Below are 25,524 nucleotides of genomic sequence, written 5' to 3'. Positions count from 1 at the left end.
GAAGGGCTTGGATACGTGTCATGGGCACCGTGATTTTATGGCAAAGGCGCAGGGCTCGACCGGGTTTGCCCTGCGTGTATCAGTGCTTCCAGGATAGGGCAGGAGGGGTGTTGCGCATCGGGATACGCGTTCACCAGGCGTTGCAGCACGCGCTGCGGCGCCTGACCGCCGCGCCACAACGCCAGTAATTGGGCAATCTCGTTTATGCCGAATCCCAGAACATGGGTTCGCCGGATAAAGCGTAGTACGGAGATGTCGTCGGGGGTGTAGCGCCGCCCGGTGGCGCCGGTGCGCTTAGCGCTGCCAAGCAAGCCTTGCACGTCGCAATAACGTACCAGCCGTTCCGAGACATCGGCGCGCGCCGTGACCTCTTCGATTGCCCATCGAGGCTCGTTTCCGGCGGGCGCTGGCCGAGCGGGGAAGGAATGTGCCTGCAAGGGGGAAATACGGTGGTTCATGTGACCTCCTGTCCGTTGAAACCAGCTTGCAGCTTCCGGCCTGCCATGCGGTCAAGGTCAAGCGGTGGCGGATTGGCGAGGGCGCTTTTTGCGCGGCGGTGCCCGCCGTCGCATGCGCCATTGGCGGTTTTCTTTTTTATTACATAAAACATACGTATGCTGTATGATATCTTACATATATGAGATTTAACTCGCGATAAGGTTCCATTATCGTGACTAATTAGACATCAAGGCGCCAGCCAATCACGGAGCACGCGGGCCATGGCCACAGGAATTACCGAAACCGACGTCTGGACCGCCGCCGACGCGCTGTTGTTGGAAGGCGCCCGGCCCACGATCGAACGGGTGCGGCAGAAGATCGGCCGCGGGTCGCCCAACACCGTCAGCCCGCATCTGGAAACGTGGTTCCGGGCGCTGGGCGCCCGCATCAAAGACCCGGGTGCATTCGCGGCGTCGCCGGCCGTGCCGGACCCGATCGCGCAGGCTGCCGCGCATTTCTGGGAAACCGCGTTGGCCGAGGCGCGCGCCGACCAAGCCGAGGCATATCGGCAGCGGTGGGGCGAACTGGCGCAAGAAGGGGAACGCCTGGCCGCCGACGCCGAGCAATTGCAGCAACGCGAAATCCAGCTGGCCAACCGGGAAAGAGATCTGCAAGAAAGCCTTAGAGTGGCCACCGCCCAATTGGCGGCCACGGAAGACCGCTTGCGGGCGGCGGAACACCAGCTGCGCCAGCGCGACGATCAACTCAAGCAGAACCACTTGCAACTGGAAGATGCGCGAAGCGCCGTCCAAACGTTGCTGACCGAGGCCGAAAAGCAGCGCAGCCTGCATGCCCAGGCGCTTGAGACGACAGAGACGCGCCATGCCGCACACGAGCGGCGTTGGCTGAACGAGCTGGACGCAGAGCGCGGGGCAGTCAAGAAGCTACAGGCGCGGCTGGACGAGGCCCAGGCCGTCAACCAGCGGCAAGCGGCGCAATGGCAGGCGGCATTGGCCGACGCGCAAGAGGCCAAGCGCGTGGCGGAGCAGGGCGCGCAGACCTTGCGCAGCGACGTCGCTACAGTCCAGCAACGGCTGCTGGCCAGCGAGCGGGCCGCGGGCGATGCCTTGGCGGCGGCTCGGCAGCGCGAGGCGGCGCTGGAATCCCGGCTGGGCACGGTGGACGCCCAGGCGGCATCGCTGCTGGGCCAGCTGGAGCAAAAAGACGCGCAACTGGCCGAACTGACGCGCCATTTGATGGCGCTGGCCAACGAAAAAGCCGCCGCCGCGGCCGCCAGCGCCGTCGCGGCGACCGACTAGGCGGCAACCACCGCGCCGCGACAACGGCAGCCCTAACGCCCAGGGTAGACGCCTTGGAAGGGGGTGTTGTCAGGCTCCCCGAAGTTTTCCGAATGGTAGTTGGCGTGATCCTGGGTCGTGCTGTCGCTACGCGGCGGGCTGGAACTGTAAGAAGTGGGCGCGGTGCAGCCGGCTAGCGCCAGGGCCAGCAATATGCCGGCGGTGGGCAAGAGTTTCATGGGGGTACCTCCTGAAGATATGGACGCCGTCCGACGGGCGGCGACCGGAGCGTCCGGCGCCATCGCCCTCCAAATTCGGGCGGCATCGGTTCGCCGAGCAAGCGGCGTGCCCAACGCATTTCACGACAAGATACAAGTGCGGGTGAATTTCGGATAAATTGCCGAGAATCGCATCGATGCGCATCCCGAGCAGCCGCACACGGGCCGCGATGCGCCATCACGCAGGGCGATCCGCCCTGCCGGGAGCAGCGGGTGAATACACGTCCTACAGTCGATCTTGCCCGAGTCCTGCTTGTCATCGTGATTTTGTCCGCCTTGATGGTGGGCAGCCTTTACATCCTGAGGCCGTTCCTGCCGGGACTGATCTGGGCGACCACGATCGTGGTGGCGACCTGGCCCGTGCTGCTGGCCATCCAGCAGCGGCTTGGCGGCCGCCGCTGGGCGGCAACTGGGGTGATGCTGCTGATCCTGCTGTTCGTGATCGTGCTACCCCTTTATCAGGTGATATCCACCCTGGCCGAACATGGCGGGGCCATCATGGCGGCGGTGAAAAGCCTGCCCGATTACGCGCTGCTGGCGCCGCCAAGCTGGGTGCGCGCCATTCCCCTGGCCGGCCCCCGGGTCGCGCAGGAATGGCAAACCTTGTCCGACGCAGGCGCGGGCGGCCTGCTGGCCCGGCTGGAACCCTATCTCACCATCGCGGCGCATTGGCTGTTGAGCCACGCGGCAATCGTCGGCGTGTTCGTCATGCACATGCTCATCACCATCGTCATTGCCGGCATCCTGTATAGCCAGGGCGAGGCGGCGGCTGACTTCGTCAAGCGTTTCGCGAACCGGCTGGCCGGCCAGCGCGGCGTGGCGGCGGTCCGCCTGGCCGGTGCGGCCATCCGGGCGGTTGCGCTGGGCATCGTGGTGACCGCCGTGGTGCAGTCGGTGCTGGGTGGCGTGGGGCTGTGGATCGCGGGCGTGCCTGCGGCGGGCATCCTGACCGCCTTGATGGTGATGCTGTGCCTGGCGCAATTGGGCCCGTTCCTGCCGATGCTGGGCGGTGTCATCTGGCTGTTCCAGAACGATATGAAGGTGGCCGCGATCCTGCTGTTGATCTGGGCGGTGCTGGTCGCGATGCTGGACAACCTGCTGCGCCCCATGTTGATCAAGCGCGGCGTGAACCTGTCGTTGCTGCTGATCCTGTCCGGCGTGCTGGGCGGCATGTTCGCTTTCGGCATCGTCGGTTTGTTCATCGGGCCGGTGATTCTGGCGGTGACGTCGACGCTCGTGAATGCGTGGATCGCCGATGTGCCGCCCCCCGCCGCGCCAGCGGAAATTCCGGAGACGGCAGCCGGCAAGCTGCCCGAGCCGCCCCCGGAAAAGGCGTAACATCTGCCTGACGCCGCGGGCGCTTTGCCCGCGTTTTGCAACACCCCGGCAATACTTAATGACGATGCACCCATTTGTGCTGGCTGACAGCACGCCTGAATCGCTTTCCCAACCGGCCACGCCCGCATGCCAGGCGGTGGCGCGATGAGCGAAAGCGTAAGACTGGCCAAGCGCTTGGCCACGGAACAGTCCTGCTCCCGCGGCGATGCCGAACGCTATATCGAAGGCGGCTGGGTCGCCGTTGACGGCAAGACGGTCGAAGAGCCCGGCTTCCGCGTCGCGCCCGGGCAGACGGTCAGCCTGCTGCCCGGCGCCAAGCTTGAGGACATGCGACCCGTGACCGTGCTGGTGCACAAGCCCGAGGGCATGTACGCCGACAACGAACCGGGGTCGGCCCGCGACCTGATCGTGCCCAAGAACCTGATGCCGGGCGACCGGTCCGGCCAGCGTTACCTCAAGCGCATGTTCAACGGCCTGAAGCTTGTCACGCCGCTGGAACGCGCGGCCAGCGGCCTGGTGGTGTACACGCAGGAATATCCGGTGTCACGCAAGCTGGTGGAAGAGGGCAAGCTTGTGGAGCAGGAATACGTGGCGCAGGTCACCGGCCAATTAAGCGAAGGCGACCTGGCCCGGTTGCAACGGGGTCTGGCCTTCGAAGGCCGTCCCGCCATGCCGATGAAGGTCAGCTGGCAGAACGAAACGCACCTGCGCTTTGCGCTGAAGACGCCGCCGCTGGGTTTTATTGAATTCGTGTGCGACACCGCGGGCCTGCGGCTGCAGGCCCTGCGCCGCCTCCGCATCGGCCGGCTGCCGATGGCGGGGCTGGCCGTGGGCCAATGGCGCTATCGGCTGGACTACGAACGGTTTTGACACCACATTCCTGACGCCACATTGACACCACCGACCACGACCATGAACCTGCCCGCCGAGCTTGCGCAGAAGCAGAACCCGGGCCGCCGTGGCTTTCTTAAACAGACGGGCGCGCTGTGCCTGACGGCGCTGGCGCTGAGCGGCTGCGCGACCCGGACGCCGGGCGCCCGCCAGCCGGCCATCGCCACCACGACGCCGCCCGCGCCCGCGCACGGCAAAGGCGCGGCCCCGGTGCCCGCGTTGCGGCCCGGCGCGCGCGTCGCCATCGTGGCGCCGGCGTCCGCCGCACCCGGCGCCAGCGACGATGCCGCCGAATGGCTGGAGGCCCGCGGCTTTGCCGCCCAGGTCATGCCAGCCAGCCGGACGCGCCTGGATGCTCCGTATGACTATCTGGCGGGCAGCGATGCCGACCGCCTGGCCGACCTGCACGCGGCTTTCGCCGCGCCAGACATTGGCGCGGTGTGGTGCCTGCAAGGCGGCTTCGGATCATGGCGCCTGCTGGACCAATTGGATTACGCACTGCTGCGCAAGCACGCCAAGCCTTTCATCGGCTATAGCGACATCACCGCGCTACATCTGGCCATGCAACGCCATGCCGGTTTCGTCACGTTCCATGGCCCGATGCTGGGGCAGGACTTGCTGGCCGGCAAACGCGAGCCCACCGAATCGAATCTGCTGGCGATGATCACCGGCCAGATGGGCAACGGGTCCTGGATCGCGCCGCCGCAAGACGCGCTGCCCACCGAATTGGTGCCGGGCGTGGCCAGCGGGCGGCTCATCGGCGGCAACCTGGCGCTGATCGCCGCACTGACCGGCACGCGCAACGAGATCGATACGCGCGACGCCATCCTGTTCATTGAAGACGTCAACGAAGCCGTGCCGCGCGTTGACCGATTGCTGGGCCAATTGGCGGCCGCCGGCAAGTTCGACGGGGTAAAGGGCGTGCTGGTGGGCACCTTCACCCGCTTGGGCGTGCCGATGGATGACGCGCAGGCGCAAGGGCTGCTGTACCCGCTGATCCTGGATCAGTTCCGGTCGCGGGGGATTCCGGTGCTGGGCGGATGGCCCAGCGGCCATGGCGACCCGAACCTGACATTGCCGCTGGGTGCGCGCGTCACCCTGGATACCGGCCGGGGCGCGCTGAGATTGGATCAAGCGGTAGTGATCTAGGCGGCGCACGCTTATTTCACGCCGTTTGTCGCAGTAATAAGGGAATTTTGATCTATTAATGGGTCATTAAATCCGGTTATGAATCATTAATAGCGCATAATTTACATCCGGATTGCACCATTAATCGTGCAAAATCGCCGTTAAAGCCCTATTATCAGGGCATGAAAAAGAAGATAGAACCCAGTTTTGATGCGGCTGACGCGCTGGCGCGGCTTGGCGCCAACGTGCGCACAGCCCGTTTGCGCCGCGCCGAATCGGAAAGCGCGCTGGCCGCTCGCCTGGGCGTTTCGCGCGCCACCATTGCGCGGCTGGAACGCGGCGACGGCGGCGTGTCGCTGGCGCTGGCGGTCGAGGCCTTGCTGCAATACGGCTTTGGCGACCAATTGTTCGCGCTGGCGGACCCGGAACAGGATGGCGTGGGCAAGCGATTAGATGCCTTGCGGCGACCGAGCCGGGGCGGCGGGGCGGCGCCGCCGAACCGCATCGATCCCACCAAGCTGTAAGGCGGATCCGCCATGGCGCGCGCCAGGAAACATAAGTCCGTCGAAAGCCAGTTGTTCGTCTATGTGGACATCCGCGGCGAGGCGGTCCTGGCGGGCGTGCTGACCCTGGACGACTCGGACGAGAACCATTTTTTTGCCGAGTTCACCTACGTGCAGTCCTATGTGAGCGACCCACGCGCCTTCGCGCTGGACCCGCTGAACCTGCCGCTGATCGATGCCCGGACCACGTTTCGCACGGAAAGCCGCTACGAAACGCTGGGCGCGATCTTCGATGCTGCACCGGACGCCTGGGGCCGCAACGTCATGCGCGTGGACAAGGCGGGCGCCCGCGTCACGGAAGACGAAGTGCTGCTGCGCGGCCGGGGCATGGGGGTGGGCGCGCTGTTTTTCAGCGCACGCCAATTGACGCCCAACATGCGCAAGACCTACCGGCTGCCTGAAATCAGCCAGCTTGAATCGCTGGCCGACTTGTTGACCGACATCGACCAGGGCGTCAAGCCCAAGGGGGTGTACCGGGACATTCTGGGCAGTTCGTGGGATATCGGCGGCGCGCGGCCAAAGACCATCGTGCGTGACGAACAGGGCGAGATGTGGATCGCCAAGTTTCCGCGCCAAGGCGATTCGTATGACCGGCAACGGGTCGAATTCGCAAACCTGGAAATGGCCCGTGCCATCGGCCTGACCGTGCCCGAGATTCACCTGACGGAAACCCACCTGGGCGCCGTGCTGCTGACCCGCCGTTTCGATCGGGAACGATTGCCGGCCGAGCGGGGGGCAGAACCCGTCGTGGCGCGCCGCCATTTCCTCAGCGGCGCGTCCTTGATCAGCCCGTCGGCGCAGATTGGCAAGCGCGAGCTGGACAGCGAGCGTGGCAAGGCCACGTATTCGTACGCCCGGCTGGCGGATGTGGTGCGCCGTGTCTCGTCGAACCCGGTGCAGGACCTGAAGGAGCTTTACGCCCGCATGATCTTGAACGTGGCGGTGCATAACACCGATGACCATCTGAAGAACGTGGGGTTCGTGAAGGACGAGGGCGCGGGCACGTACCGGCTGTCGCCGTTGTTCGACGTGGTTACGCAGGAAGGATCGGCCAGGCACTATCTGCACATCGGCGCGGCAGGGCGCGACAGCACATTCCAGAATTGCCTGACGGAGTACCGGCGATTTGGCTTGCGGTCCGAGGCTGCGGCGCAATCGATACTCGATCGCGTCCAGGACGTGGTGGCCGAACGTGCCGGATTCTATGCGCGCGCGGGCATGGCTCGCGAGGAAATTGCGCGCGTGGAAGCGACGTTGACGGCGTGGCGGCACGGTATATTTCCGGTATGAAAAAGCTGGATATTCCTGCCCTGGAGATCTTCGTCGCGGCCGTCGAAGAAAAGAGCCTGTCCAAAGCGGCCGAACGGGAAAACCTGGTGACATCGGCCGCCAGCAAACGGGTCGCCGAGCTGGAGCGCCACCTGGGTCGCACGCTGCTGCACCGCCACGGCCGCGGTGTCGAACCGACGTCCGCCGGCGCGTTGCTGTACCAGCGAGCCAAGGCCATCCTGCGCAGCGTCCAGCTGACCGAACAGGCGATCAATGGCTATTCCCTGAACGGGCAGGCGAAGATCCGGCTGGCCTCCAACCCGTCGACCATCCTGCAATTTCTGCCCGGCGTGATGGGGCGGTTCCTGGCGGGTCGCAGCGATGTCAGCGTGGATCTGCTGGAAGGCCACAGCTACGACATCCCGCGCATGGTGGCCGAGGCCTCGGTCGATATCGGCATCTATCACGCCGATCATCCCGTGCCCGGCGTGGCCTCGTTTCCGTTCCGGCGCGATCGCGTCGGGCTGGTGGTGCCCGTGGGGCATGCCCTGGCAAACCGGACGGAACTGTTCCTGGAAGACGCGCTGGACTACGACCTGCTGGGCTACTTCCCCCGCCATTCGCTGGACCAGTTCCTGGCGTATGCCGGCCAGACGCTGTCTCGGCCGCCCAACGTCAAGCTGCAAGTCTCCAATTTCGAGACCCGGTGCCGGATGATCCGCGAGGGCCTGGGCATTGGCGTGGTGCCCGAAGGCATCGCGCGTCACTATCTGGCGTCGATGGGGCTTGTGCTGTTGCGCTTGCGCGATGATTGGGCCGAGCGCCAGTTCTACGTCTGCGTGCGGGACACGGCGCAACTGGCGCGTCCCGTCGATGAACTGCTGAAAGCGCTGACGGCGCCGGAGTCGCCGGCACCGTAGCCGCGCCGGCGACAGGGCGGGGCGGCGCTATTCGCGCAGGCGCGCTTCGGCCGCCTGCGCCAGCACCGGCCGCAAATAAGCCAGGAACCGATCGGGGTCTTCGCTCATGGGAAAGTGGCCCATGCCTTCCATGATCTGCCAATGCGATCCCGCGATGCGCCCGGCCAGGAACTCGGTGTCTTGCGGCGTGCAGGAATAGTCGTATTCGCCGGTCAAGAGCCACAGCGGGCAGCGGCGTGTGTCGATCCCGGCCACACGGTCGCGGATGTCTCCGTCGGCGGTGTAGAAATGCAGGTCGCCCTTGAACACGCCCGGCCCGCTCTGCATGTAGTGCCACAGCGTTTCCCAACGGTGGTTGTCCGGGCTGCCCGGGCCGACCAGGCCCGATACGATCCCGGCGCAGACTTCGCCGCCGTGCACGTCGGGGCGGTTCAGCCATTCCAGGTCGTAATACGGGTCCACATGGGCGCCCGACTGCAATCCGATGGCGCCGCCGAAGCGGTGCGCATGTTCCAGCGCCAGGTGCAGCACGATGCGCCCGCCAATCGAGCACCCCATCACCAGCGGCCTGTCCAGCGCCATCGCGTCGGCGACGGCGATGATGGCCTGCGCATAGTCCTCGGACGTCAGCCGGTAGGTTTCCTGCTGCCAGCCTTCGGGTGGCGACGACTTTCCGTGCCAAGGCAGGTCGAAGGCGATGACGCGAAAGGTTTGCAGGATCCGCGGGTCATTCATCACCGCGCGATACTGGCGCGTATCGGCGCCTGCGGTATGCAGGCACAGCAGCGGGATGCCGCTGCCCGCTTCCTCGACATAGACGCGGTGCGCGCGGCCGCCCAGCGTCAAATGCAGATAGCGCCCAATGATGGGTTCGAACACAGCGGGATGCGGATTCGCTTGTTGCGGATTCACGAGGACGCTCCTTCGGCGCGCGGGCAGGCCAGCACGTCCTTGAAATACAGCAGATTGGACATCAGGGGATAAAGATCGCCTTCGGCGCGCAGGCGCCGGAATTTCACCAGCGCCATCAGGTCGTGGTAACCCGGCGGGGGCAGCGGGCGCCAGAACTGCGCCCAGTCTTCAGCCGACGCCCGCAGCGCGAACTGCCAGCGAGGCATCACGAAGGGGCCTTGGCGCACGGCCTGGATACGGCCCGCAGCCACGGTGATCAGATAGGCGTCCGTGCCGCGCTCCAGCAGGAACACGGTGTTCAGGTGGCGGCCTCGCCACACCAGGCGTTCCTGCCGGTTGACCGCGTCGGCCAGGCGGTTAAGGATGAAGTCGTCGTCTTGCATCGGGTTTTCCTTGTCACAAGGGCGGCGTGTCCAGCCGGTAGATGCCTGCGTCGCCGTCGGCGGGCGGATACTGCCGGGCAACGATGGGATCATGGCCCGGCACGATATGCGCGTCGGAATCCGCCAGCTCGCGGATGCGGGCATAGCCGTCGAGCATGTCGCCCAGATGGAAGATAGCGGGAAACGGGTTGCTGTCGGTGAAGTTGCGGGTGTAGTGCAGGGCGTCCGAGGCCAGCACGATCCAGCCGCGAGCCGTATGCACGCGGACCACTTGCAGGCCCTGGGTATGGCCGCCGACGTGATGCAGCTCGAGTCCGGGGGCCAGCACGGCGTCGCCATCGTGAAAACGGACCCGCCCCGCGTACACCTGGCGCACCACCGCCTGCACGTCGTCGACCGAAAAGAAATGCCGCATGGCCGCAAAGCACATGTACCGGCCGGTGGCGTACTGCATTTCGGTGTCCTGCAAATGGACCTGCGCGCGGGGATACGCCTCGACATTGCCGGCATGGTCATAGTGCAAGTGCGTCAGGATCACGTGGTCGATGTCGGCCGGCGCCAGGCCCAACCGGGCCAGCGCCGCTTCGGGGTACAGGGTGAACGCCCGGTCCCGCGCGCGCGCCGAACACGCGCTGAAGCCGGTATCGACCAGCACATTGCCGGCCGGTCCCCGCAACAGCCAGCAATAGAAATCCATCGGCATGGGGCCGTCGTGCACATCGGCGCGCGACAGGAAATTGTCGATCGCGCGCCGGGTCACGCTGGCGTAGCGGATGGCGTAGGCCTCGTAGACCGGCAGGGTGGCATCAGCAGCCGGCGGCGCGGTCATTTCCTGGCCAGCTTGCATTGGCTTTCGGACAAAGGCATGAAGGCCTGGTCGCCCGGCACCGTCTTGACGATCTTGTAATAGTCCCACGCGGCCTTGGACTCCTTCGGCGCCTTCACCTGGACGACGTAGGTGTCGTGGATCAGTTTTCCGTCTTCGCGCAGGCGGGCGTTGCGGGCAAAAGCGTCGTGGATCGGCATGCCGCGCAGCGTGCGCATCACGGCGTCCACATTGTCCGTGCCGGCCTTTTCAACGGCGCGCAGGTAGTTCAGCACGGCAGAGTACTGGCCGGCCTGCAGCGCGGTCGGCATTTTGTTGGCCGCCTTGAAGAAGCGCTGCGCGAAGGCGCGCGTTTCGTCGTCCATGTCCCAGTAGAAGGTCTCGGCGAACGTCATGCCCTGGGCGGCTTCCAGGCCCACGCCGTGCACGTCCGTGATGCTCATCAGCATGGCGACGAGCTTCTGGCGGTCGGACAGGCCGAACTCGCGTGCCTGCTTGATTTCATTCTGCAGGTCGGCGCCCGCGCTGGCGAACCCTACTGCGTCGGCCTTGCTGGCTTGCGCCGACAGCAGGAAGGAAGCGAAATCCGTGCCCGGGAAGGGGTAGCGGACAGAACCGGCCACCGTGCCGCCGCCTTCTTTCACGAAACGCATGCCATCGCTTTCCAGTGAATGGCCAAAGGCGTAGTCGGCTGTGACGAAATACCATTTTTTCGCGCCGGCCTCGACGAGCGGCAGCGTGCCCACCTTGGCCAGCGCATAGGTGTCATAGACCCACTGGACATTGTTGGGCGAGCAGTCCTCGCCCGTGATGCGCGTGGCGCCCGCGCCGGTCACCATCGTCATCCGGCCTTTCTCGCGGGCAATGTTCATGACCGCCAGCGCCACCGCGCTGTTGCCCAGTTCGGTCACCACGTCGACTTTTTCGCGGTCCATCCATTCCCGAGCCCGGCCCGCAGCGACGTCGGTTTTGTTCAGATGGTCGGCGGACAGCATCTCGACGGGCTTGCCCAGCACCTTGCCGCCAACGTCTTCGATGGCAAGCTTGGTGGCCAGCACCGAGCCGGGGCCGACGTTGCCGGAATAGGCGCCGGACATGTCGGTCAGCACGCCGATGCGCACGACACCGTCCGAGATGCCGTCGGGGGCCTGCGCCTGAGCGGGAACGTGGGCCAAGCCGGCGCTTGCGGTCAAAGCAAGCGCGGCGGTGATCTTCTTGTTCATGGTTTTCTCCTTTGGGGGTGCAGCTACATCTGGCTGACGTACTTGACCTGCATGAATTCCTGCAGGCCTTCGACGCCGCCTTCCTTGCCCAGCCCGCTGTCCTTGAAGCCGCCAAAGGGCGTTTCGGGCAGGGATGCCTGGCAATGATTGATGCAGACGACGCCGCTCTCGATGCGCTCCGACGCGATCCGGGCCGTGGCGGCGTCACGCGTGAAGACATAGGACGCCAAACCGAACGGCAGGCGGTTTGCCATCGCCAGCGCCTCATCCGTATCGCGGAACGGCTGCACCAGCGCCAGCGGGCCGAAGGGTTCGGTGTTGGCGGCCAGGCAATCGGGACCGGCATCGCGCAGCACGGTCGGCGCCCAGAACCAGCCTGGCAAGTCCAGGCGCGCGCCACCGGCCACAAGCTGCGCGCCGTGCTTCACGGCATCGGCGACCATGGATTCCATGGCCGCAAGCCGGCGGGGGTTCGCCATCGGCCCCATTTGCACGGCGGCGTCCAGCCCATTGCCCACGCGCCAATTCCGGGCGCGATCGGCCAGGCGCTGCACAAAGCGCTCATAGACGCCTTGCTGGACGTACATGCGGGTGGGCGACGTGCAGATCTGGCCGCTATTGCGCAGCTTGGCGGCCAGCAACGCATCGGCGGCGGCTTCCGGGTCGGCATCGTCGAAGACCAGCACCGGGGCATGGCCACCCAGCTCCAGCGTGGCGCGCTTCAGGCCGCTGGCGGCCATTACCGCCAGATCGCGGCCAATGGACGTGGATCCGGTAAAGGTCACCATGCGGGTCACGGGCGAGGCGATCAGCCGCCGCGAGATCTCGCCGGGGTCGCCAAACAGCATGTTCAGCACGCCGGCGGGCAGGCCGGCATCCGTCAGCGCACGGGCGATTTCCAAGGCGATCGCGGGCGTCTCTTCGGACGGCTTGATCACGATGGAGCAGCCGGCGGCCAACGCGCCAGCGATCTTGCGCGATGGCGTGATCGCCGGGGCGTTCCAGCCGGAAAACGCGGCGACCGGACCGACGGGTTCGGGGATGGCCATTTGCCGGATGCCGCCGACGCGCCCGGGGATCAGGCGCCCATACGTGCGCCGCGCCTCTTCGGCGGCCCATTCGAACATTTCGGCGGCGGTCGCCACTTCCTTTTCGGATTCGGACAGCGGCTTGCCAAGCTCGCGGGTGATCAGCCACGCTAGGCGGGGCGTGCGTTCGCGCATGAGCGCGGCGGCGCGGCGTAGGATTGCCGCCCGCTCCAGCGCGGGCGTATCGCGCCAACCGGGAAAACTGCGGCGCGCGGCGTCCAGCGCCTCATCGATGTCTTCGGTCGCGGCCACCGGCACGCGCCCCAGCACGGCCAGCGTGGCCGGGTCGATCACTTCCAGGCCCGGGCGGTTGCCGGCAGGCACGGCACGGCCGTCGATCAGCAGGTTCAGTTCGGGATATTCCATTCAATCCGCCTGTGCGATGTGGCTGGTCTGCATGACTTGCGCCCAGCGTTCGGTTTGCGTGCCGATGTGCCGCGCGAAGTCCTCGGGGCTGCCGCGCATCGGGTATTGGCCCAGTTTCAGCAGCGCGTCGCGCGAGGCATCGGTGCCCATCACCTTGTTGATTGCGGCGTTCAAACGCTGCGTGACGGCGGGCGGCACGCCAGCGGGCGCCAGCACCCCGTTCCACGGTTCGGCCGAGAACCCTGGAATACCGGCCGATTCGGCCACGGTCGGCACGCCCGGCGCGACGGAAGACGGTTGCGCCGCCGCGATGCCAAGCGCGCGCATCTTGCCGGCCTGCACCTGCGGCATCGCGGCGATTGCGCTCAAGAACGCCATGTCGACCCGTCCCGCGACCAGGTCGGCGATCGCCGCCGAATCACCCTTGTAGGGAATGTGGGTGATATCCACGTTGGACGCGCTCTTGAACCATTCGCCGGCCAGGTGATTCACGGCGCCGCTGCCGGCGGACGCGAAGGTCAGCGCGCCGGGCTTCTGGCGCGCGCCGGCGATCAGCTCGCGCACCGTCTTGTAGGGGGAGTTGGCGGGCACGACCAGCAGGTACGGGTAACTGGCGACCAGGGCGACCGGCTGGAAGTCCTTCAGCACCTGATAGTCGACTTTCTGCTTATAGACGGGCTCGATGGATAGCGTGCCGCTACTGCCGAGCATCAGCGTGTAGCCGTCGGCCGCGGCGCGCTTGACCGCCTGCAGCGCCACGACGCCGTTGGCGCCCGGACGGTTTTCGACCACGATGGTCTGGCCAAGCTCGGCCTCCAGGCCGCGCGCCAGATAGCGTCCGACGGCGTCCGTCGGGCCGCCGGCGGTGAATCCGATCACCAGCGTGATCGGCTTGACGGGGTAGTCCGCGGCCGCGGCATTGAAGCCGAGCGCGGTGGCGAGCAGGGGCAGCGCCCACCTGCGAAGCATGGATGTCATGGTTGTCTCGAATAGGGAAGGCCGCGGCACGGCGGGCGCCGCCGGCAATACGTTGGATCAGGCGTAGCCGCGTTCGATCAGCTTCACCATCACCGGGTAGTACTCCTTGACGTAGCCCGCGGCGCGCGTGCGCTCTAGCAGGTCGTGCGTCAGTTTGGCGGCGCGGGCGTCGACATCCCCCTGGTTCGCCAGTTCCAGTGCCAGCAGGATGTCCTTGATGGCGTATTCGGTCGGAAAGGTCTTTTCGGGAAAGGTCTGGGCGGCAAGCGCCTTCTGGCCCGGGTTGCGAAGCACGAAGCTGTCGGCCGACCCTTTGCTCAGCGCGTCCAGCAGCAGCGTGCCGTCGACGCCGGCGCTGCGCCCGATGGTGATGGCCTCGGCCAGCGCATGGACGGTCATGAATACCACCATGTTGTTCATGATCTTCACGACCTGGCCGTTGCCGATGCCGCCGCAGCGCAGCACGTCGGTGCCCATGCACGACAGGTAGGGAAGAACCGTCTCGTAGTCCTCGCGGGTGGCGCCCACGGTGATCATCAGCGTGCCCAGCCGGGCCGCTTCGCGCATGCGGGCCACCGGCGCGTCGATCAACAGGATGCCGTGGCCGCGCAGGACCTCGGCCAGGCGGCGGGTGCGTCCCACATCACTCGTGCTCATGTCGACCACGATGCGCACGCGGCCGCCGGCTTCCACCAGGCCGCCCGGTCCGGTGCATACCTGTTCCACCTGAACGATGCTGGGTAGCGACAGGAACACGATCTCGGCGGTTTGCGCCACTTCGACGATCGACGTGCAGGCGTGGGCGCCCAATGCCCCGATGCGGGCCACCGGTTCCGGGCTGATATCGGCCACATAAACGGGGTGTCCGGATTTACGGACCAGATTGGCGCACATGGGCTCGCCCATGACACCCAGGCCGATGAAGCCCAGCGGGGTCTTTGTCTCATTCATTACTGCCTCCTTGGAATGGCGTCTGTTTTTCTAGCTATTGCCATGCAGCTTACGGAAGGCCCCCGGGCGGCGGTGTGAAAAATTGGCAAAGCAACTATCTCCAATTCCGTCCCCCCCCGGATCAAGAACGCTCGTTTTCCTTTTTATCAATCCTGAGCCGGGGCCGGCCGCCTAGAGTGGACGGCAGATATCAGCGACGCCGTTGCCGCGCCGCACAACCATGGGAGACACACGCATGTTGCTGGACACGATTGCCGCCTACGGCGCGCAGGACACGCTGGCCAGATTGCCGGACGAGGTGATCCACCACGCCAAGCGGGCGTTCCTGGACTGGCTGTCCGCGCTGTATCCCGGCACGCGCACCGCGCCTTGTTTGCAGTTGCTGGGCGCGCACGGGGCGGAACTGGGCTCGGGCGCGTCCAGCTTGCCGGGCTGCGCCACCACCGCTTTCGCGGCCACGGCGGCGTGGATCAACGGCAGCGTGTCGCACGCGGTGGAATTCGACGACATCTTTCGCGACGCGATCTACCACCCCGGCTGCCCGACCATCGCCGCCGCGCTGGCGCTGGCGGAAGAGGGCGACGCCAGTGGCCAGGCACTGCTGAACGCCATCGTCGTGGGTTATGAGATATCGACACGCATCGGCGTCGCCGTGCAGCCGTCCCATTACCGCTACTTCCATACGACGGGCACCGTCGGCTGTTTTGGCAGCGCGGCGGCCGCCGCCGCGTTGTGCGCCCCCGGCGACGCGCAAGCGATGCGGCACGCGCTGGCCACCGCAGGCACATTGGCCAGCGGCCTGCAGCAAGCGTTCCGCTCGGATGCCATGAGCAAGGCGCTGCATGCCGGCCATGCCGCCGCAGTGGGCGTGCGAGCCGGGCAGGGCGCGGCGCACGGCATCACGGGCGTGCCAGACATCCTGGAAGGCAAAGTGGGATTCGGCGCAGCGTTGGCGCAAGATCCGGACTGGGCCGCCGCGGTCGATGGCCTGGGCCAGCGCTACAACATCCTGTCGATCACGCAGAAGAACCACGGCTGCTGCGGCCACACCTTCGCCGCGATCGACGCCGCGCTGGCGCTACGCCAGCAGGGGTTGCGCGCGGATGACGTCGCGTCCTGGCGCGTGGACGCCTATCAGACGGCCCTGGACGTCACGGGCAACTTCACCCCCGCCACCGCCTTCGAAGCGAAGTTCAGCTTGCCCTACGTGGTGGCGCACGCGCTGGTCCATGGCTCGGTTCGCTTGGACGCCTTCGGCGCCGAACGCCTGCAAGACCCGCAGGTGCGCGGGTTGATGCAACGGTTGACGCTACAGGCCGATCCCGCATTCACCGCGGGCTTTCCTTCCCTGCGCGCCGCACGGCTGTCGGTCACGACAACGGGTGGACAGGTGCTTGAACACCATTCCCCGCACCGCAAGGGCGACCCCGAGTCGCCGCTGTCCGACGCGGATCTTAATGACAAGTTCGACGAATTGGCCGGCCCCGTGCTGGGCCGCGAGCGTGTCCGTGCGCTGCGCGACGCCGTCTGGCGGCTGGACGCGATGCCGGTGCGCGCGCTGCGCCTGGCCGCCGACATGCCGCGGCTTTGAACCCCTTATTCGCTTTCCGGAACCCATGACCTTAGCCGCATCCATGTCTTCTTCCTCCTTATCGCCGTCCTTCGCCGACGCGCTGCTTTCCCCCCGTGCCATTGCGTTGGTCGGGGCCTCGGGCGACGTGCGCAAGAACACCGCTCGCCCCTTGCGGTTCATGCGCAAGCACGGCTACACCGGCGCCGTCTACCCCATCAATGCCGCGCGCGCCGAGATCCTGGGCGAACGGGCCTATCCGTCACTGGCCGGCCTGCCCGGGCCGGTGGACCACGTCTTCGTGATGATTCCCGGCAGCGAGGTCGCTGCGCTGTTGCCGGCTTGCGCCCAGGCGGGCGCCCGTGTCGTGACGGTCTATTCGGACGGGTTCGGTGAAACCGGGCCAGACGGCCAGGCGCGCCAGGCCGCGCTGGTGGCGCAAGCCCGGGCGCTGGGTTTGCGCCTGCTGGGGCCGAACAGCATCGGTCTGGCCGACCTGCATACCGGCGGAATCCTGTCCGTGAACGCCGCGTTCGAGGCCGATACGCTGTTGCCCGGCGACATCAGCATGGTGTCGCAGAGCGGATCGATGATGGGGTCGCTGCTGTCGCGCGCCGCCGCCCGTGGGTTCGGCTTCGCCAAATCGGTGTCGGTCGGCAATGAAAGCGATATTTCGGTCGGCGAGGTGGTCGAGGCGCTGGTGGACGATCCGCGCAGCAAGGTCATTCTGCTTTTCCTGGAAACCTTGCGCGACGCGCCTGCGCTGAGCCGGGCGCTGACGCGTGCCCGGGGCCAAGGCAAGCCGGTGATCGCCTACAAGCTGGGCCGATCCCAGCAAGGCGACGCACTGGCGCAATCCCATACCGGCGCGATGGCGGGCAACGACGCGGCGGTCGACGCATTCTTGACGGCGCACGGGGTCATGCGCGTCCAGCATCTGGAGACGCTGTTCGAGATTGCGCCGCTGGCCTCGCGTCATGCCAGGCCGCGGCGCGCGTCGGCCGGCTTGGCCGCGGCCGCCGCCCGGGTGGCGGTGATCACGACGACCGGCGGTGGCGCCGCCACCGTGGTCGACAACCTGGGGCTGCACGGCTTGGCGGCCGTGCCGCCACCTCCTGATTTCGTCCGGATGGTCGCGCAGGCGGGCTTGAACATCCGCGAAACGCCGGTCATCGACCTGACCCTGGCGGCTTCCAGCGCGCAATACAAGATGCTGCTTGAACACCTGTTGCGCGCCGATTGGTGCGATGCGGTCCTGAGCGTGGTGGGATCCTCCGCGCAATTCCATCCGGGGCTGGCGGTCAAGCCGTTGCTGGAAGCCGACAAGCCCGCGAATAAACCGCTGGTGGTGTTCCTGGCGCCCGAGGCTCCGGAATCGCTGGCGTTGCTGCGCGCAGGCGGCATTGCCGCCTTCCGCACGCCGGAAGCCTGCGCCGACGCGCTGTCGGTGTTCTTCGCCGACGCGGGCCAGCCGCCCGCCCAGGGCGACCCCGTGCCGTGGCCGGAGGGCCTGGCAGGGCACGGCATGCTTAGCGAACACCAGGCGGGAACCTTGTTCCGCCACCTGGGCGTGCCCGTGGCGGCCGGCCAGCTGCTGGCCCCGGATGCGCTGCAGCACGCCGTGCCGTACCCGCTGGTCGCGAAAGTGTGTTCGCCGGATCTTGCGCACAAGACGGAACTGGGCGCTGTTCGGGTAGGCATTCCGGATGCCGAGGCATTGGCGGAGGCCGTGCGCCAGATGCTGCAGGCGGTGAGCCGCCACGCGCCGGACGCGCGGATCGACGGCATCCTGGTCCAGCCCATGGAAAGCCGGCTGATCGAACTGATCCTGGGTTACCGCCATGACCCCCTGGTGGGCCCCACGGTGCTGTTGGGCGCGGGCGGCATCGCCGCCGAGTTGGCGCCGGACTTTGCGCTGCGGCTGGCGCCGGTGGACGTGGACGAGGCCCGGCGGATGATTCTTGAAGTGCGGCAAACCCGCCTGATACGCGGCTTCCGCGGCCTGCCCGAAGGCGATTGCGACGCGTTGGCCCGCGCCGTCGCCGCCTTTTCGCGGCTGGCGTGCCTGTCGGACGCGCGGGTCGAAGAAGCCGAAATCAACCCACTGTTCGTCCGCGCCGATGGCGTGGTCGCCGTCGATGGCCTGGTGCGCCTGGCCTGAGCCCGCGCATGCCTTCACCTCATTCCTTCACCTTTGCATCGGGAACACCCTAGATGGACTTCACACTGACTCCGGAACAACAGGACTTCCAGACCGCCGTGCGCCGTTTCGCGGACCGCGAATTGCGCGACGGCGCCGTTGAACGCGCCCATTCCGACGATTACCCCTGGGACGTCGCCCGCAAGATGGCCGGACAAGGCTTGCTGGGCATCACCATCGCCGAGCAGGACGGCGGCGTCGGCGGTTCGTTGATGGACGCCGTCATCGCCATCGAAACCGTGGCGTCCGTATGCCCGCGCAGCGCCGACGTGGTGCAGGCAGGCAACTTCGGCGCCATCCGCGTGCTGGCCGAATACGGCAGCGCATTGCAAAAGCAGAAGTACCTGACGGCGTTATTGGCCGGCGAAGGGCTGATCTCGGTCGGCATGACCGAACCCGATGCGGGCTCCGCGGTGACCGAACTCAAGACCAGCGCGACCCGCGCCGAGGGGGGCTGGCGCATCAACGGGACCAAGATCTTCACGACGCACGGCCCGCACGCCAGCGTGATCCTGACCTATGTGCGCTTCGGCCCGGGCACGGGCGGCATCGGGTCGGTGCTGATCGATACCCAGGCCCCCGGCGTGAAGCTGGGCAAGCGCTCTGCATTCATGTCCGGCGAGGAATGGGTCGAGATCTTCTTCGACAACGTGTTGGTGGCGGACGACATGGTCGTCCTGGGCGAGGGCGGTTTCAAGAAGCAGATCGCCGGTTTCAACGTCGAACGCATCGGCAACACGGCGCGGTCGCTGGCGCTGGGCCGCTATGCGTATGAAGAAGCGCGCAACTGGGCGATGCAGCGCAAGCAGTTCGGCCGCCTGCTATGCGAATTCCAGGGTTTGCAGTGGAAATTCGCGGATATGCGGATCAAGCTGGATGCCGCCCAATTGTTGCTGTACCGGGCGGCCAGCGGCGCGGACACCGGGTTCCCCTCGGCCACGGATACGGCGATCGCCAAGGCCTATTGCAATCAGGTGGGCTTTGACGTGGCCAACGATGCGCTACAGGTGTTGGGGGGCCTGGGTTACAGCCGGGAATCGCTGGTGGAGTACTGCGTGCGCCGGTGCCGCGGCTGGATGATCGCCGGCGGCTCTATCGAAATCCTGAAGAACCGCATCGCCGAAGGCATCTTCGAACGCAGCTTTCCGCAGCGCCCGCCGCGCTAAGCCTATTCGGCATGCGCCATGGCGGGGTTGAACCCCCGGCCCTGGCGCAGCATGCCGGCATGGAAGTCTTTGCTGAGCGCGGCCAGGGTTACCGCCCCAAACCGGTCCATCAGCAGGGCCTCGGCGTCTTCGAACGCGCCGGTCAGCGCCTTGTTCACGGCGGCTTCGACCAGGCAACCGGGTGCATCGCTGCGGTTGCCCATGGCGAAGATCTCGGGCGAGCCCAGCGCTTCGTAGATGTCGCGCAGCGTCACGCGATTGAAATCGCACGAGATCGTCCAGCCGCCGCCATGGCCTTTTTCGGAACGCACCAGCCCTTGGTCGCGCAGGCCGGCCATGATGCGGCGAATGACGACAGGATTGGTCTGCATGACCCGGCCCAAGTCATCGGACGTCATGGGGCCCGGCGCCTCGGCCATATGCAGCAGAACATGAAGCACGCCGGATAGTTTGCTGTCTCTTCTCATGCAACGCATGCTATTGCATGAGAACCCGGCGGGTCAAACCCGCTTGGCGGTCCAGTTGCCTTTGCCCGCTGCCGTGCCGCTGATGGTCTTGCCGTTGATTTCGCCGGTGTAGCGCACGCCGTTGGCGCTGAACGAGATCGTCTTGCCATTGACGCGTCCCTGTGAAATATCGGCGCCGCCCAGCTTGCCCGACAGCATCTGGTACTTCTGCGTCAGATGCAGCGTCTGGCCGTCCACGTCCCATTTGCCCTCGACCTTCGCCGGCACGATCCACAGCAACGCCGTGCAGTAGGTGGAGCAGTCCTGGGTGACCGTCTCGGTCTGGTCGGGCTCCCAATCGCCCATGCGGAAGGTGTTGGATACCACCCGCGTGCCCGGCGGCAGCTGCAGCAGCGTGGGGCGCAGCTTTTCGTTGATGGTCGTCAGCAAGAACATGGTGATGACATCGGCTTTGGACAGGTCGGTCTGGAACAGATCGGCCGCCACGAAGGTGGCACGGTCTGCCACACCGGCCCGTTGCGCATTGCGGCGCGACAATTCGACCAGATCGGGGTTGTATTCGATACCTTGCGCGGTCAGGCCGCGCTGCGCAGCGGTAATGACAGTGCGGCCGTCGCCGGATCCCAGGTCCATCAGCCGGTCTTTTGGCGTGACCTTGGCCATGTCCAGCATCTTGTCCACCAATGTTTGCGGCGTTGGCACCCAGATCACGTCCTTGCCTTGCTGGCCAACGTCCGGGACGTACTCTTTCTGAGTTTCAGGCTTGGCGCCCGGCGCCGTCGCCAGCTGGGCGGTGGCCGTGGCGGCGAACGACAGGCACAGTGCCAGGGCCGTGGATGCCGCAGCGGTCCGGGCCAAAGACCGGCGCATGCGGCCGGCGGCAAGGGGTTGAGTCGAAGGGTGCATGATGGGCTCTCCATGTAGGTCAACAACAGGGAACGAACCGCGGGCGCAGCGCCGCCCGCCGGGAACAACGCGCGCTAGTCGGGCATCCGGGCGGGCTTCACCCAGCGCAGCATGGGAATACCCGCCGCCAGAACCGCCAGCCCGATCAGGGCGCCGGCCCCCGCGTAGACGGCGCTGGAATACACCAGCCCGGCGCAGGTCAGGCCCAGCAGCAGCGGCGGCAGGGGATAGAGGGGCACGCGAAACGGCCGGGGCCGATCCGGATCGCGTTGCCGCAAGCGCCATACCGACGCCGCCACCAGCAACATGAATAGCCAGAATACCGGGGCGGTGTAGGCGACCAGCGTCTGTACGCTGTTCTGGCTGACGGCGCCCAGGCCCACCAGAAGCAGGGTGATCACGCCTTGGACCAATAGGGCGGCGACCGGCGTTTCGCTGCGGGCGCTCCAGCCGGCCAGCGCGTGCAGCCGCGGCACGTCGCGGCCCAGGGCGTAGTAGACGCGGGCGCCGGTGATGATGGTGCCGTTGATGGTGCTGAGCGCGGTCGCGCAGATGGTCAGGCTGAGCAGGGCGGCGGCGTAAGGGCCTGCCGCCGTCTGCATGACGTCGGCGCCCAGCGCCGGCGTGTCGCGCAGGCCTTGCAGGCCGAACAGCTCCAGTAGCGCCAAATTGGTCAGCACATAGGCGCCCGTCACGATCGCTGTGCCGATCAGCAGCACCCGGCTCATATTGCGGCCCGGGTCGCGCAGTTCGCCGCTGAGATAGGCGGCTTCGTTCCAGCCCCCGTAGGTCAACAGCACGAACACCATGCCCATTCCCATCAGGCCCGCGGGGTTGCCGGCAAGGGGCGAGGGCGCGGCGGGGGGAGCCGCCGTGTCACCCGTTGCGGTCAGGCTGGCCACCAGGACTGCTCCCAACGCCACCAGGGTGAGCAAAGTGAAGGCCCATTGCAGGCGTTTGGAATAGCGCGTGCCCACCATGTTCAGCGCGGTCAGCGCCACGACCGAGATCGCGGCATGCGCCGCCGTGCCGTAGGCGCCCAGCGGCATCAGGCGTTGCGCATAGTCGCCGTAGATGTAGGCGACGACCGCGATGGCGCCGGTCTGGATCACGGTGCAACGCGCCCACGCGAACATCAGGCCCACGCGCGGCCCCCAGGCCCGCGTCAGGTACAGGTATTCGCCGCCGGCGCCGGGGTAGGCCGAGCCCAGCTCCGCATAACACAGCGCGCCGACCAGCATCACCAGACCGCCCGCGCACCACAGCGCGATGTATATGGCGTCCGACGCGGCGTGCTGCGCGACCAGCGGCGGGAAACCGAAGATGCCGATGCCGATGACCACGCCCACCAGCACGACCGTGGCGTCCATCACCGATAACCCCGGTTTCTCGTCTTGCCGCATACGGGTCGGTAATGCGGCGGCGCGCGGAGGGATCGATGTCATGGGGCTCTCGCAGGGGCGGCGGGTCACAGGCGCGGCGCGTGCCGGAGAGGGCGCCTGACGTCAACCTGAACAATTTGCGACCGATACGAAAGCGAAAAAGTTTCTCCGGGTTTTCCCGAAAAATGCGGATCGGTGCGGGGTCGACGCCAGACCTTTACCGCCAATCGACTTTAAGTCATGGAGTTATCCTGTTGATTTACAAGTAATTAAGCACGATCTTAAAGTAGATTAGTTAAAGTAGATTCTAAGCATTGAAATGACGGTTTCCAACTAGCGTTGGCCGTCATGAACCGCCACGGCGTCCTTGGTCAAACCGCCCAGCCTCGAGTGGACTCGTCCGCCCGTGCCCATAACCAAGGCGAACAGGATTTCGCCGGGGCGTGGCGCGTCCTGAATGCCGATCTCGATGCTATTGAAGTGGCTGCGCACATAAGAGGCGTGGATGTAATGCACCGGAACCATGATCCGGTACCCCGCGACAGCCACCGCCTTCACTGCGGGCACCATCGCCTTGGGTTCGCCCAGCACCGTGCGCATCGCCCAGCCGCCGGCTTCATGCCAAACGGCGCCGTGTTCCATTTCGCCGTCCAGGCCCACGATGGCGGCTTTGCTGTAGACCTCGATTTTGTCCTTGCCCAACGTGTCGACCAGTTCGGTCGCCAGTAAGGTGCCCAATGTGCGCAGCTCGGCCATGAACGGCATCAGATCGGGTTCGTAGCGGCCCGCGTAGGGATTCTTGACGACGGCGCACGACGCGGCGAGCTTCAACGGCTGCGCGGGGGCGGGCCCATTTTCGTGGAACGTGGTTTCAACGATCAGGCAGCGTTTGCGGATTTCAATCAACGACATGGAAGTCTCTTCAGGGGAAGGAGGCGTATTGGGAGGGCATCAACGACAGGCTCGACGATGGAGCCAGGAGCGGGGATCAAGATCCGGAATCACTGCGGAGCAATACCGGTTTCCTTGACGATCGCGGCCCATTTGCCGATTTCGGCCACGACGAAGGCGCCGAACTCGGCGGGACTTTGCGTTTTCACGCTGAGCCCTTGGCGCGCATAGGCTTCTTGCAGTTCCTTGTTGGCCAAGGCAACGTCCAACGCGCGGGCCAGCCGGTCGGCGACGGGCTGGGGCAAGCCTGCGGGCCCCATCAGGCCGAACCAGACGGTCAGGTTGAACCCCGGCGCGCCGGTTTCGTTCAGCGTGGGAATGTCTGGCGCCAGCGGGAAGCGGTCGGGCGTGCTGACGCCATACGTCTTGACCTTGCCGGCGCGGGCTTGCTGCAAGCCGTTGGCCAGGTCCGTGAAGGTCAGGTCGACGGTGCCGCCGATGACGTCTGTCAAGGCTTGCGGCCCGCCACGGTACGGCACGGCGGTGACGGTGATATCGCCCATCGCGGCCAGCTTGGCGCCGAAGACCTGGGCGCTACCCGATCCGTAGGCGTAGGTGAGTTTTCCGGGGTGCTTGCGGCCGTAGGCAAACAGTTCGCCGACGTTGGCGCCCGCGGTTTTCGGCGAGCCCACCAGCAGATACGGCGTTTCCGCGACGGCGCCGATGGGCGACAGGTCTTTCGCCGGGTCGTAAGGCAGGTCCTTGAACAAGCTGACACCGCTGGCCGCCGTGGACACGCCGACCACCACCAGCGTATAGCCGTCGGGCTTTGCCCTGGCCACGTCATGGGTGCCGATGATGCCGTTGGCGCCGGGCTTGTTCTCGACAACGACGGGTTGCCCCAGGTCGGCCGCCATGTGCTTGCCCAGGCTGCGCGCCACCACGTCGGTGATGCTGCCGGGCGGGAAGGGCACGACCATCCGGATTGGATGTTCGGGATAGGGGGATGCCGCCCACGCCGGCGCCGCGCTGGTCAGGCCCAGGGTCAAGGCGATGGAAATGGCAGTTCTTTGCATGATGTTGTCTCCCTTATGGCGGGTATGCCTTTGTCTTTGTTATAGGTGTCTTGATGCGGGCTTAGCCGGCGCTGTGCCGCGTTTGCAGATAGCGGTAGATCTCCGTGTTGTCGGCAGTCGCGGGCAGCGTTTCCACCGCTTCTTGCCATAGGCCCGCGCACAGGGACAGCTGCGGCGCTGGCACGCAGGTCAATTGCTGCAGGCTGTTGGCGGTGCGCAGGTCTTTCGCCATCAACGCCAGCGCAAAGCCGCCATTGAACGTACCCGGCACGATGAACTGGGCCAGCTTTGTTTCGGTGGCGACGTTGCGGCCGCTGGACGCGTTAAGCACCTGCGTGAAGACCGTGGGGTCCAGGTTCATGGCCTGGGCAATCAGCATGGCTTCGCTGGCCGCGAGCAGGCCCGCTGCGTACACATAGTTGTTCAGCGCCTTCATCGCATGGGCCGAACCGACCATGCCGGTGTGGATCAAGGTGGCGCCCATGCGGGACAAGATCGGCTGGACGCGCGCCAGGTCTTCGGCCGCGCCGCCCGCCATGATGGCGAGCGTGCCGCTGGCGGCCTTGGCGACCGCGCCGGACACCGGGGCGTCAATCAGCGTGATGCCGGCCTCGTGTAGCAGCGGGGCCAGCCGCAGCGTGTCCGCCGGGTTGGACGACCCCATGTCTATCAGCGTGGCGCCGCGCGGCAGCAGCGCGGCCAGGCCGGGCGTGCCTGGCTCGCCTTCGATGACCGAGTTGGTGACGGCGCTGTTGGGCAGCATCGTGATGATCACGTCGCAGTCCGCCAGGTCGGCCAGGCGCGCGGCGGGTCGCAGCGTTTGACCCCAGGCGGGATGCGCCTGCAGGCGCTCCAGCCGCTGCGGATCCCGGTCGTAAGCACGGAGGTGAAACGTTTCCTCGCGGGCCAGGTTCTCCAACATCGGCAGGCCCATCATGCCCAGGCCGATGAATCCCAATTTCAGCGTCATGCAATCCCTTTATCGAAGCAGCCGGAATGGCGTCCGGCGACGACTC

25 protein-coding genes are annotated in these 25,524 nt (G+C 66.2%); 10 read left to right on the top strand and 15 right to left on the bottom strand.

What is annotated here, in order from left to right; all coding sequences use genetic code 11:
* Nucleotides 1-35 precede the first annotated feature (35 nt).
* A complete protein-coding gene (locus CQ050_RS20305) occupies nucleotides 36-458 on the bottom strand; it encodes a MerR family transcriptional regulator (RefSeq protein ID WP_105558626.1) in 423 nt (140 codons plus the stop codon).
* 261 nt (nucleotides 459-719) lie between these two features.
* Here CQ050_RS20305 and CQ050_RS20300 point away from each other — a divergent pair, with 261 nt between their 5' ends.
* Nucleotides 720-1,757 carry a DNA-binding protein gene (locus CQ050_RS20300; protein WP_105558625.1) on the top strand — a complete coding sequence of 346 codons (1,038 nt, stop codon included), beginning with the start codon at nucleotides 720-722 and terminating at the stop codon, nucleotides 1,755-1,757.
* A 32-nt stretch (nucleotides 1,758-1,789) separates the two neighbouring features.
* Here CQ050_RS20300 and CQ050_RS20295 read toward each other — a convergent pair whose 3' ends face one another.
* A complete protein-coding gene (locus CQ050_RS20295; RefSeq protein WP_105558624.1) occupies nucleotides 1,790-1,975 on the bottom strand; it encodes a hypothetical protein in 186 nt (61 codons plus the stop codon).
* Between the two features lie 252 nt (nucleotides 1,976-2,227).
* Here CQ050_RS20295 and ydiK point away from each other — a divergent pair, with 252 nt between their 5' ends.
* The 6 genes from ydiK (at nucleotide 2,228) to CQ050_RS20265 (ending at nucleotide 8,123) form a co-directional block, all read left to right on the top strand.
* The gene (gene ydiK / locus CQ050_RS20290) at nucleotides 2,228-3,352 is read left to right on the top strand and encodes an AI-2E family transporter YdiK (RefSeq protein WP_105558623.1); all 1,125 of its coding nucleotides are present in this window, start codon (nucleotides 2,228-2,230) and stop codon (nucleotides 3,350-3,352) included.
* Between the two features lie 144 nt (nucleotides 3,353-3,496).
* A complete protein-coding gene (locus CQ050_RS20285) occupies nucleotides 3,497-4,222 on the top strand; it encodes an RNA pseudouridine synthase (RefSeq protein WP_105558622.1) in 726 nt (241 codons plus the stop codon).
* 231 nt (nucleotides 4,223-4,453) lie between these two features.
* The gene (locus tag CQ050_RS20280) at nucleotides 4,454-5,392 is read left to right on the top strand and encodes an LD-carboxypeptidase (protein WP_105558689.1); all 939 of its coding nucleotides are present in this window, start codon (nucleotides 4,454-4,456) and stop codon (nucleotides 5,390-5,392) included.
* 161 nt (nucleotides 5,393-5,553) lie between these two features.
* Nucleotides 5,554-5,895 carry a helix-turn-helix transcriptional regulator gene (locus CQ050_RS20275; protein WP_105558621.1) on the top strand — a complete coding sequence of 114 codons (342 nt, stop codon included), beginning with the start codon at nucleotides 5,554-5,556 and terminating at the stop codon, nucleotides 5,893-5,895.
* Nucleotides 5,896-5,907: 12 nt separating this feature from the next.
* Complete coding sequence (locus CQ050_RS20270) at nucleotides 5,908-7,224, top strand: type II toxin-antitoxin system HipA family toxin (protein WP_105558620.1); 1,317 nt, start codon at nucleotides 5,908-5,910, stop codon at nucleotides 7,222-7,224.
* Nucleotides 7,221-8,123 (top strand): LysR family transcriptional regulator, encoded by a 903-nt coding sequence (locus tag CQ050_RS20265; protein ID WP_105558619.1) that lies wholly within the window; start codon nucleotides 7,221-7,223, stop codon nucleotides 8,121-8,123. The genes CQ050_RS20270 and CQ050_RS20265 overlap by 4 nt, the downstream gene beginning before the upstream one ends.
* Before the next feature lie 27 nt (nucleotides 8,124-8,150).
* Here CQ050_RS20265 and CQ050_RS20260 read toward each other — a convergent pair whose 3' ends face one another.
* The 7 genes from CQ050_RS20260 to CQ050_RS20230 are packed head-to-tail and all read right to left on the bottom strand — an operon-like array spanning nucleotide 8,151 to nucleotide 14,850.
* Nucleotides 8,151-9,035 (bottom strand): alpha/beta fold hydrolase, encoded by an 885-nt coding sequence (locus CQ050_RS20260; RefSeq protein ID WP_199196879.1) that lies wholly within the window; start codon nucleotides 9,033-9,035, stop codon nucleotides 8,151-8,153.
* Complete coding sequence (locus tag CQ050_RS20255) at nucleotides 9,032-9,418, bottom strand: hypothetical protein (protein WP_105558618.1); 387 nt, start codon at nucleotides 9,416-9,418, stop codon at nucleotides 9,032-9,034. The genes CQ050_RS20260 and CQ050_RS20255 overlap by 4 nt, the downstream gene beginning before the upstream one ends.
* Before the next feature lie 13 nt (nucleotides 9,419-9,431).
* Nucleotides 9,432-10,265 (bottom strand): N-acyl homoserine lactonase family protein, encoded by an 834-nt coding sequence (locus CQ050_RS20250; protein ID WP_233214182.1) that lies wholly within the window; start codon nucleotides 10,263-10,265, stop codon nucleotides 9,432-9,434.
* Complete coding sequence (locus CQ050_RS20245) at nucleotides 10,244-11,467, bottom strand: ABC transporter substrate-binding protein (protein WP_105558617.1); 1,224 nt, start codon at nucleotides 11,465-11,467, stop codon at nucleotides 10,244-10,246. The genes CQ050_RS20250 and CQ050_RS20245 overlap by 22 nt, the downstream gene beginning before the upstream one ends.
* A 23-nt stretch (nucleotides 11,468-11,490) precedes the next feature.
* Complete coding sequence (locus CQ050_RS20240; RefSeq protein ID WP_105558616.1) at nucleotides 11,491-12,921, bottom strand: NAD-dependent succinate-semialdehyde dehydrogenase; 1,431 nt, start codon at nucleotides 12,919-12,921, stop codon at nucleotides 11,491-11,493.
* Nucleotides 12,922-13,899, bottom strand: coding sequence for a tripartite tricarboxylate transporter substrate binding protein (locus tag CQ050_RS20235; RefSeq protein WP_105558615.1), 978 nt, complete (start codon nucleotides 13,897-13,899; stop codon nucleotides 12,922-12,924).
* 57 nt (nucleotides 13,900-13,956) lie between these two features.
* The gene (locus CQ050_RS20230; RefSeq protein ID WP_105558614.1) at nucleotides 13,957-14,850 is read right to left on the bottom strand and encodes an NAD(P)-dependent oxidoreductase; all 894 of its coding nucleotides are present in this window, start codon (nucleotides 14,848-14,850) and stop codon (nucleotides 13,957-13,959) included.
* Nucleotides 14,851-15,085: 235 nt separating this feature from the next.
* On the opposite strand from CQ050_RS20230, the gene CQ050_RS20225 reads away from it, so the two are divergent.
* The 3 genes from CQ050_RS20225 to CQ050_RS20215 are packed head-to-tail and all read left to right on the top strand — an operon-like array spanning nucleotide 15,086 to nucleotide 19,786.
* A complete protein-coding gene (locus tag CQ050_RS20225) occupies nucleotides 15,086-16,441 on the top strand; it encodes an MmgE/PrpD family protein (protein WP_105558613.1) in 1,356 nt (451 codons plus the stop codon).
* 43 nt (nucleotides 16,442-16,484) lie between these two features.
* Nucleotides 16,485-18,581 (top strand): acetate--CoA ligase family protein, encoded by a 2,097-nt coding sequence (locus CQ050_RS20220; protein ID WP_105558612.1) that lies wholly within the window; start codon nucleotides 16,485-16,487, stop codon nucleotides 18,579-18,581.
* Between the two features lie 53 nt (nucleotides 18,582-18,634).
* Complete coding sequence (locus CQ050_RS20215; protein WP_105558611.1) at nucleotides 18,635-19,786, top strand: acyl-CoA dehydrogenase family protein; 1,152 nt, start codon at nucleotides 18,635-18,637, stop codon at nucleotides 19,784-19,786.
* 2 nt (nucleotides 19,787-19,788) lie between these two features.
* Here the strand turns inward: CQ050_RS20215 and CQ050_RS20210 are convergent, their stop codons facing one another.
* The 6 genes from CQ050_RS20210 to CQ050_RS20185 all read right to left on the bottom strand — a co-directional run bounded on the left by CQ050_RS20210 (nucleotide 19,789) and on the right by CQ050_RS20185 (nucleotide 25,478).
* Nucleotides 19,789-20,253, bottom strand: coding sequence for an Rrf2 family transcriptional regulator (locus CQ050_RS20210; RefSeq protein WP_105558610.1), 465 nt, complete (start codon nucleotides 20,251-20,253; stop codon nucleotides 19,789-19,791).
* 33 nt (nucleotides 20,254-20,286) lie between these two features.
* The gene (locus CQ050_RS20205; RefSeq protein ID WP_369868539.1) at nucleotides 20,287-21,159 is read right to left on the bottom strand and encodes a cyclopropane-fatty-acyl-phospholipid synthase family protein; all 873 of its coding nucleotides are present in this window, start codon (nucleotides 21,157-21,159) and stop codon (nucleotides 20,287-20,289) included.
* 74 nt (nucleotides 21,160-21,233) lie between these two features.
* Nucleotides 21,234-22,529: an APC family permease gene (locus tag CQ050_RS20200; protein ID WP_105558609.1), complete on the bottom strand. Its 1,296-nt coding sequence runs from the start codon at nucleotides 22,527-22,529 to the stop codon at nucleotides 21,234-21,236.
* 345 nt (nucleotides 22,530-22,874) lie between these two features.
* Nucleotides 22,875-23,453: an amino acid synthesis family protein gene (locus CQ050_RS20195; protein ID WP_105558608.1), complete on the bottom strand. Its 579-nt coding sequence runs from the start codon at nucleotides 23,451-23,453 to the stop codon at nucleotides 22,875-22,877.
* Nucleotides 23,454-23,542: 89 nt separating this feature from the next.
* On the bottom strand, nucleotides 23,543-24,508 hold the full coding sequence (locus tag CQ050_RS20190; protein ID WP_105558607.1) for a tripartite tricarboxylate transporter substrate binding protein: 966 nt from the start codon (nucleotides 24,506-24,508) through the stop codon (nucleotides 23,543-23,545).
* Nucleotides 24,509-24,569: 61 nt separating this feature from the next.
* Nucleotides 24,570-25,478 carry an NAD(P)-dependent oxidoreductase gene (locus CQ050_RS20185; protein WP_105558606.1) on the bottom strand — a complete coding sequence of 303 codons (909 nt, stop codon included), beginning with the start codon at nucleotides 25,476-25,478 and terminating at the stop codon, nucleotides 24,570-24,572.
* Nucleotides 25,479-25,524: the final 46 nt, after the last annotated feature.

The sequence above is a fragment of the Achromobacter sp. MYb9 genome (genome assembly GCF_002975275.1).
GTDB lineage: Bacteria > Pseudomonadota > Gammaproteobacteria > Burkholderiales > Burkholderiaceae_B > Achromobacter.
The sequence above is the reverse complement of the archived record's forward strand: the minus strand, read 5'-3'. Positions and strand labels throughout refer to the sequence as shown.

What these genes read in the sequence shown, in the direction of transcription:
- CQ050_RS20215 (WP_105558611.1), top strand. Translation starts at nt 18,635, where the DNA reads ATGGACTTCACACTGACTCCGGAACAACAGGACTTCCAGACCGCCGTG.
- CQ050_RS20185 (WP_105558606.1), bottom strand. Translation starts at nt 25,478, where the DNA reads ATGACGCTGAAATTGGGATTCATCGGCCTGGGCATGATGGGCCTGCCG.
- CQ050_RS20210 (WP_105558610.1), bottom strand. Translation starts at nt 20,253, where the DNA reads ATGAGAAGAGACAGCAAACTATCCGGCGTGCTTCATGTTCTGCTGCAT.
- CQ050_RS20190 (WP_105558607.1), bottom strand. Translation starts at nt 24,508, where the DNA reads ATGCAAAGAACTGCCATTTCCATCGCCTTGACCCTGGGCCTGACCAGC.
- CQ050_RS20230 (WP_105558614.1), bottom strand. Translation starts at nt 14,850, where the DNA reads ATGAATGAGACAAAGACCCCGCTGGGCTTCATCGGCCTGGGTGTCATG.
- CQ050_RS20300 (WP_105558625.1), top strand. Translation starts at nt 720, where the DNA reads ATGGCCACAGGAATTACCGAAACCGACGTCTGGACCGCCGCCGACGCG.
- CQ050_RS20235 (WP_105558615.1), bottom strand. Translation starts at nt 13,899, where the DNA reads ATGACATCCATGCTTCGCAGGTGGGCGCTGCCCCTGCTCGCCACCGCG.
- CQ050_RS20265 (WP_105558619.1), top strand. Translation starts at nt 7,221, where the DNA reads ATGAAAAAGCTGGATATTCCTGCCCTGGAGATCTTCGTCGCGGCCGTC.
- CQ050_RS20295 (WP_105558624.1), bottom strand. Translation starts at nt 1,975, where the DNA reads ATGAAACTCTTGCCCACCGCCGGCATATTGCTGGCCCTGGCGCTAGCC.
- CQ050_RS20285 (WP_105558622.1), top strand. Translation starts at nt 3,497, where the DNA reads ATGAGCGAAAGCGTAAGACTGGCCAAGCGCTTGGCCACGGAACAGTCC.
- CQ050_RS20255 (WP_105558618.1), bottom strand. Translation starts at nt 9,418, where the DNA reads ATGCAAGACGACGACTTCATCCTTAACCGCCTGGCCGACGCGGTCAAC.
- CQ050_RS20250 (WP_233214182.1), bottom strand. Translation starts at nt 10,265, where the DNA reads ATGCAAGCTGGCCAGGAAATGACCGCGCCGCCGGCTGCTGATGCCACC.
- CQ050_RS20200 (WP_105558609.1), bottom strand. Translation starts at nt 22,529, where the DNA reads ATGGACGCCACGGTCGTGCTGGTGGGCGTGGTCATCGGCATCGGCATC.
- CQ050_RS20270 (WP_105558620.1), top strand. Translation starts at nt 5,908, where the DNA reads ATGGCGCGCGCCAGGAAACATAAGTCCGTCGAAAGCCAGTTGTTCGTC.
- CQ050_RS20195 (WP_105558608.1), bottom strand. Translation starts at nt 23,453, where the DNA reads ATGTCGTTGATTGAAATCCGCAAACGCTGCCTGATCGTTGAAACCACG.
- CQ050_RS20275 (WP_105558621.1), top strand. Translation starts at nt 5,554, where the DNA reads ATGAAAAAGAAGATAGAACCCAGTTTTGATGCGGCTGACGCGCTGGCG.
- CQ050_RS20240 (WP_105558616.1), bottom strand. Translation starts at nt 12,921, where the DNA reads ATGGAATATCCCGAACTGAACCTGCTGATCGACGGCCGTGCCGTGCCT.
- CQ050_RS20245 (WP_105558617.1), bottom strand. Translation starts at nt 11,467, where the DNA reads ATGAACAAGAAGATCACCGCCGCGCTTGCTTTGACCGCAAGCGCCGGC.
- CQ050_RS20225 (WP_105558613.1), top strand. Translation starts at nt 15,086, where the DNA reads ATGTTGCTGGACACGATTGCCGCCTACGGCGCGCAGGACACGCTGGCC.
- CQ050_RS20205 (WP_369868539.1), bottom strand. Translation starts at nt 21,159, where the DNA reads ATGCACCCTTCGACTCAACCCCTTGCCGCCGGCCGCATGCGCCGGTCT.
- CQ050_RS20220 (WP_105558612.1), top strand. Translation starts at nt 16,485, where the DNA reads ATGTCTTCTTCCTCCTTATCGCCGTCCTTCGCCGACGCGCTGCTTTCC.
- CQ050_RS20305 (WP_105558626.1), bottom strand. Translation starts at nt 458, where the DNA reads ATGAACCACCGTATTTCCCCCTTGCAGGCACATTCCTTCCCCGCTCGG.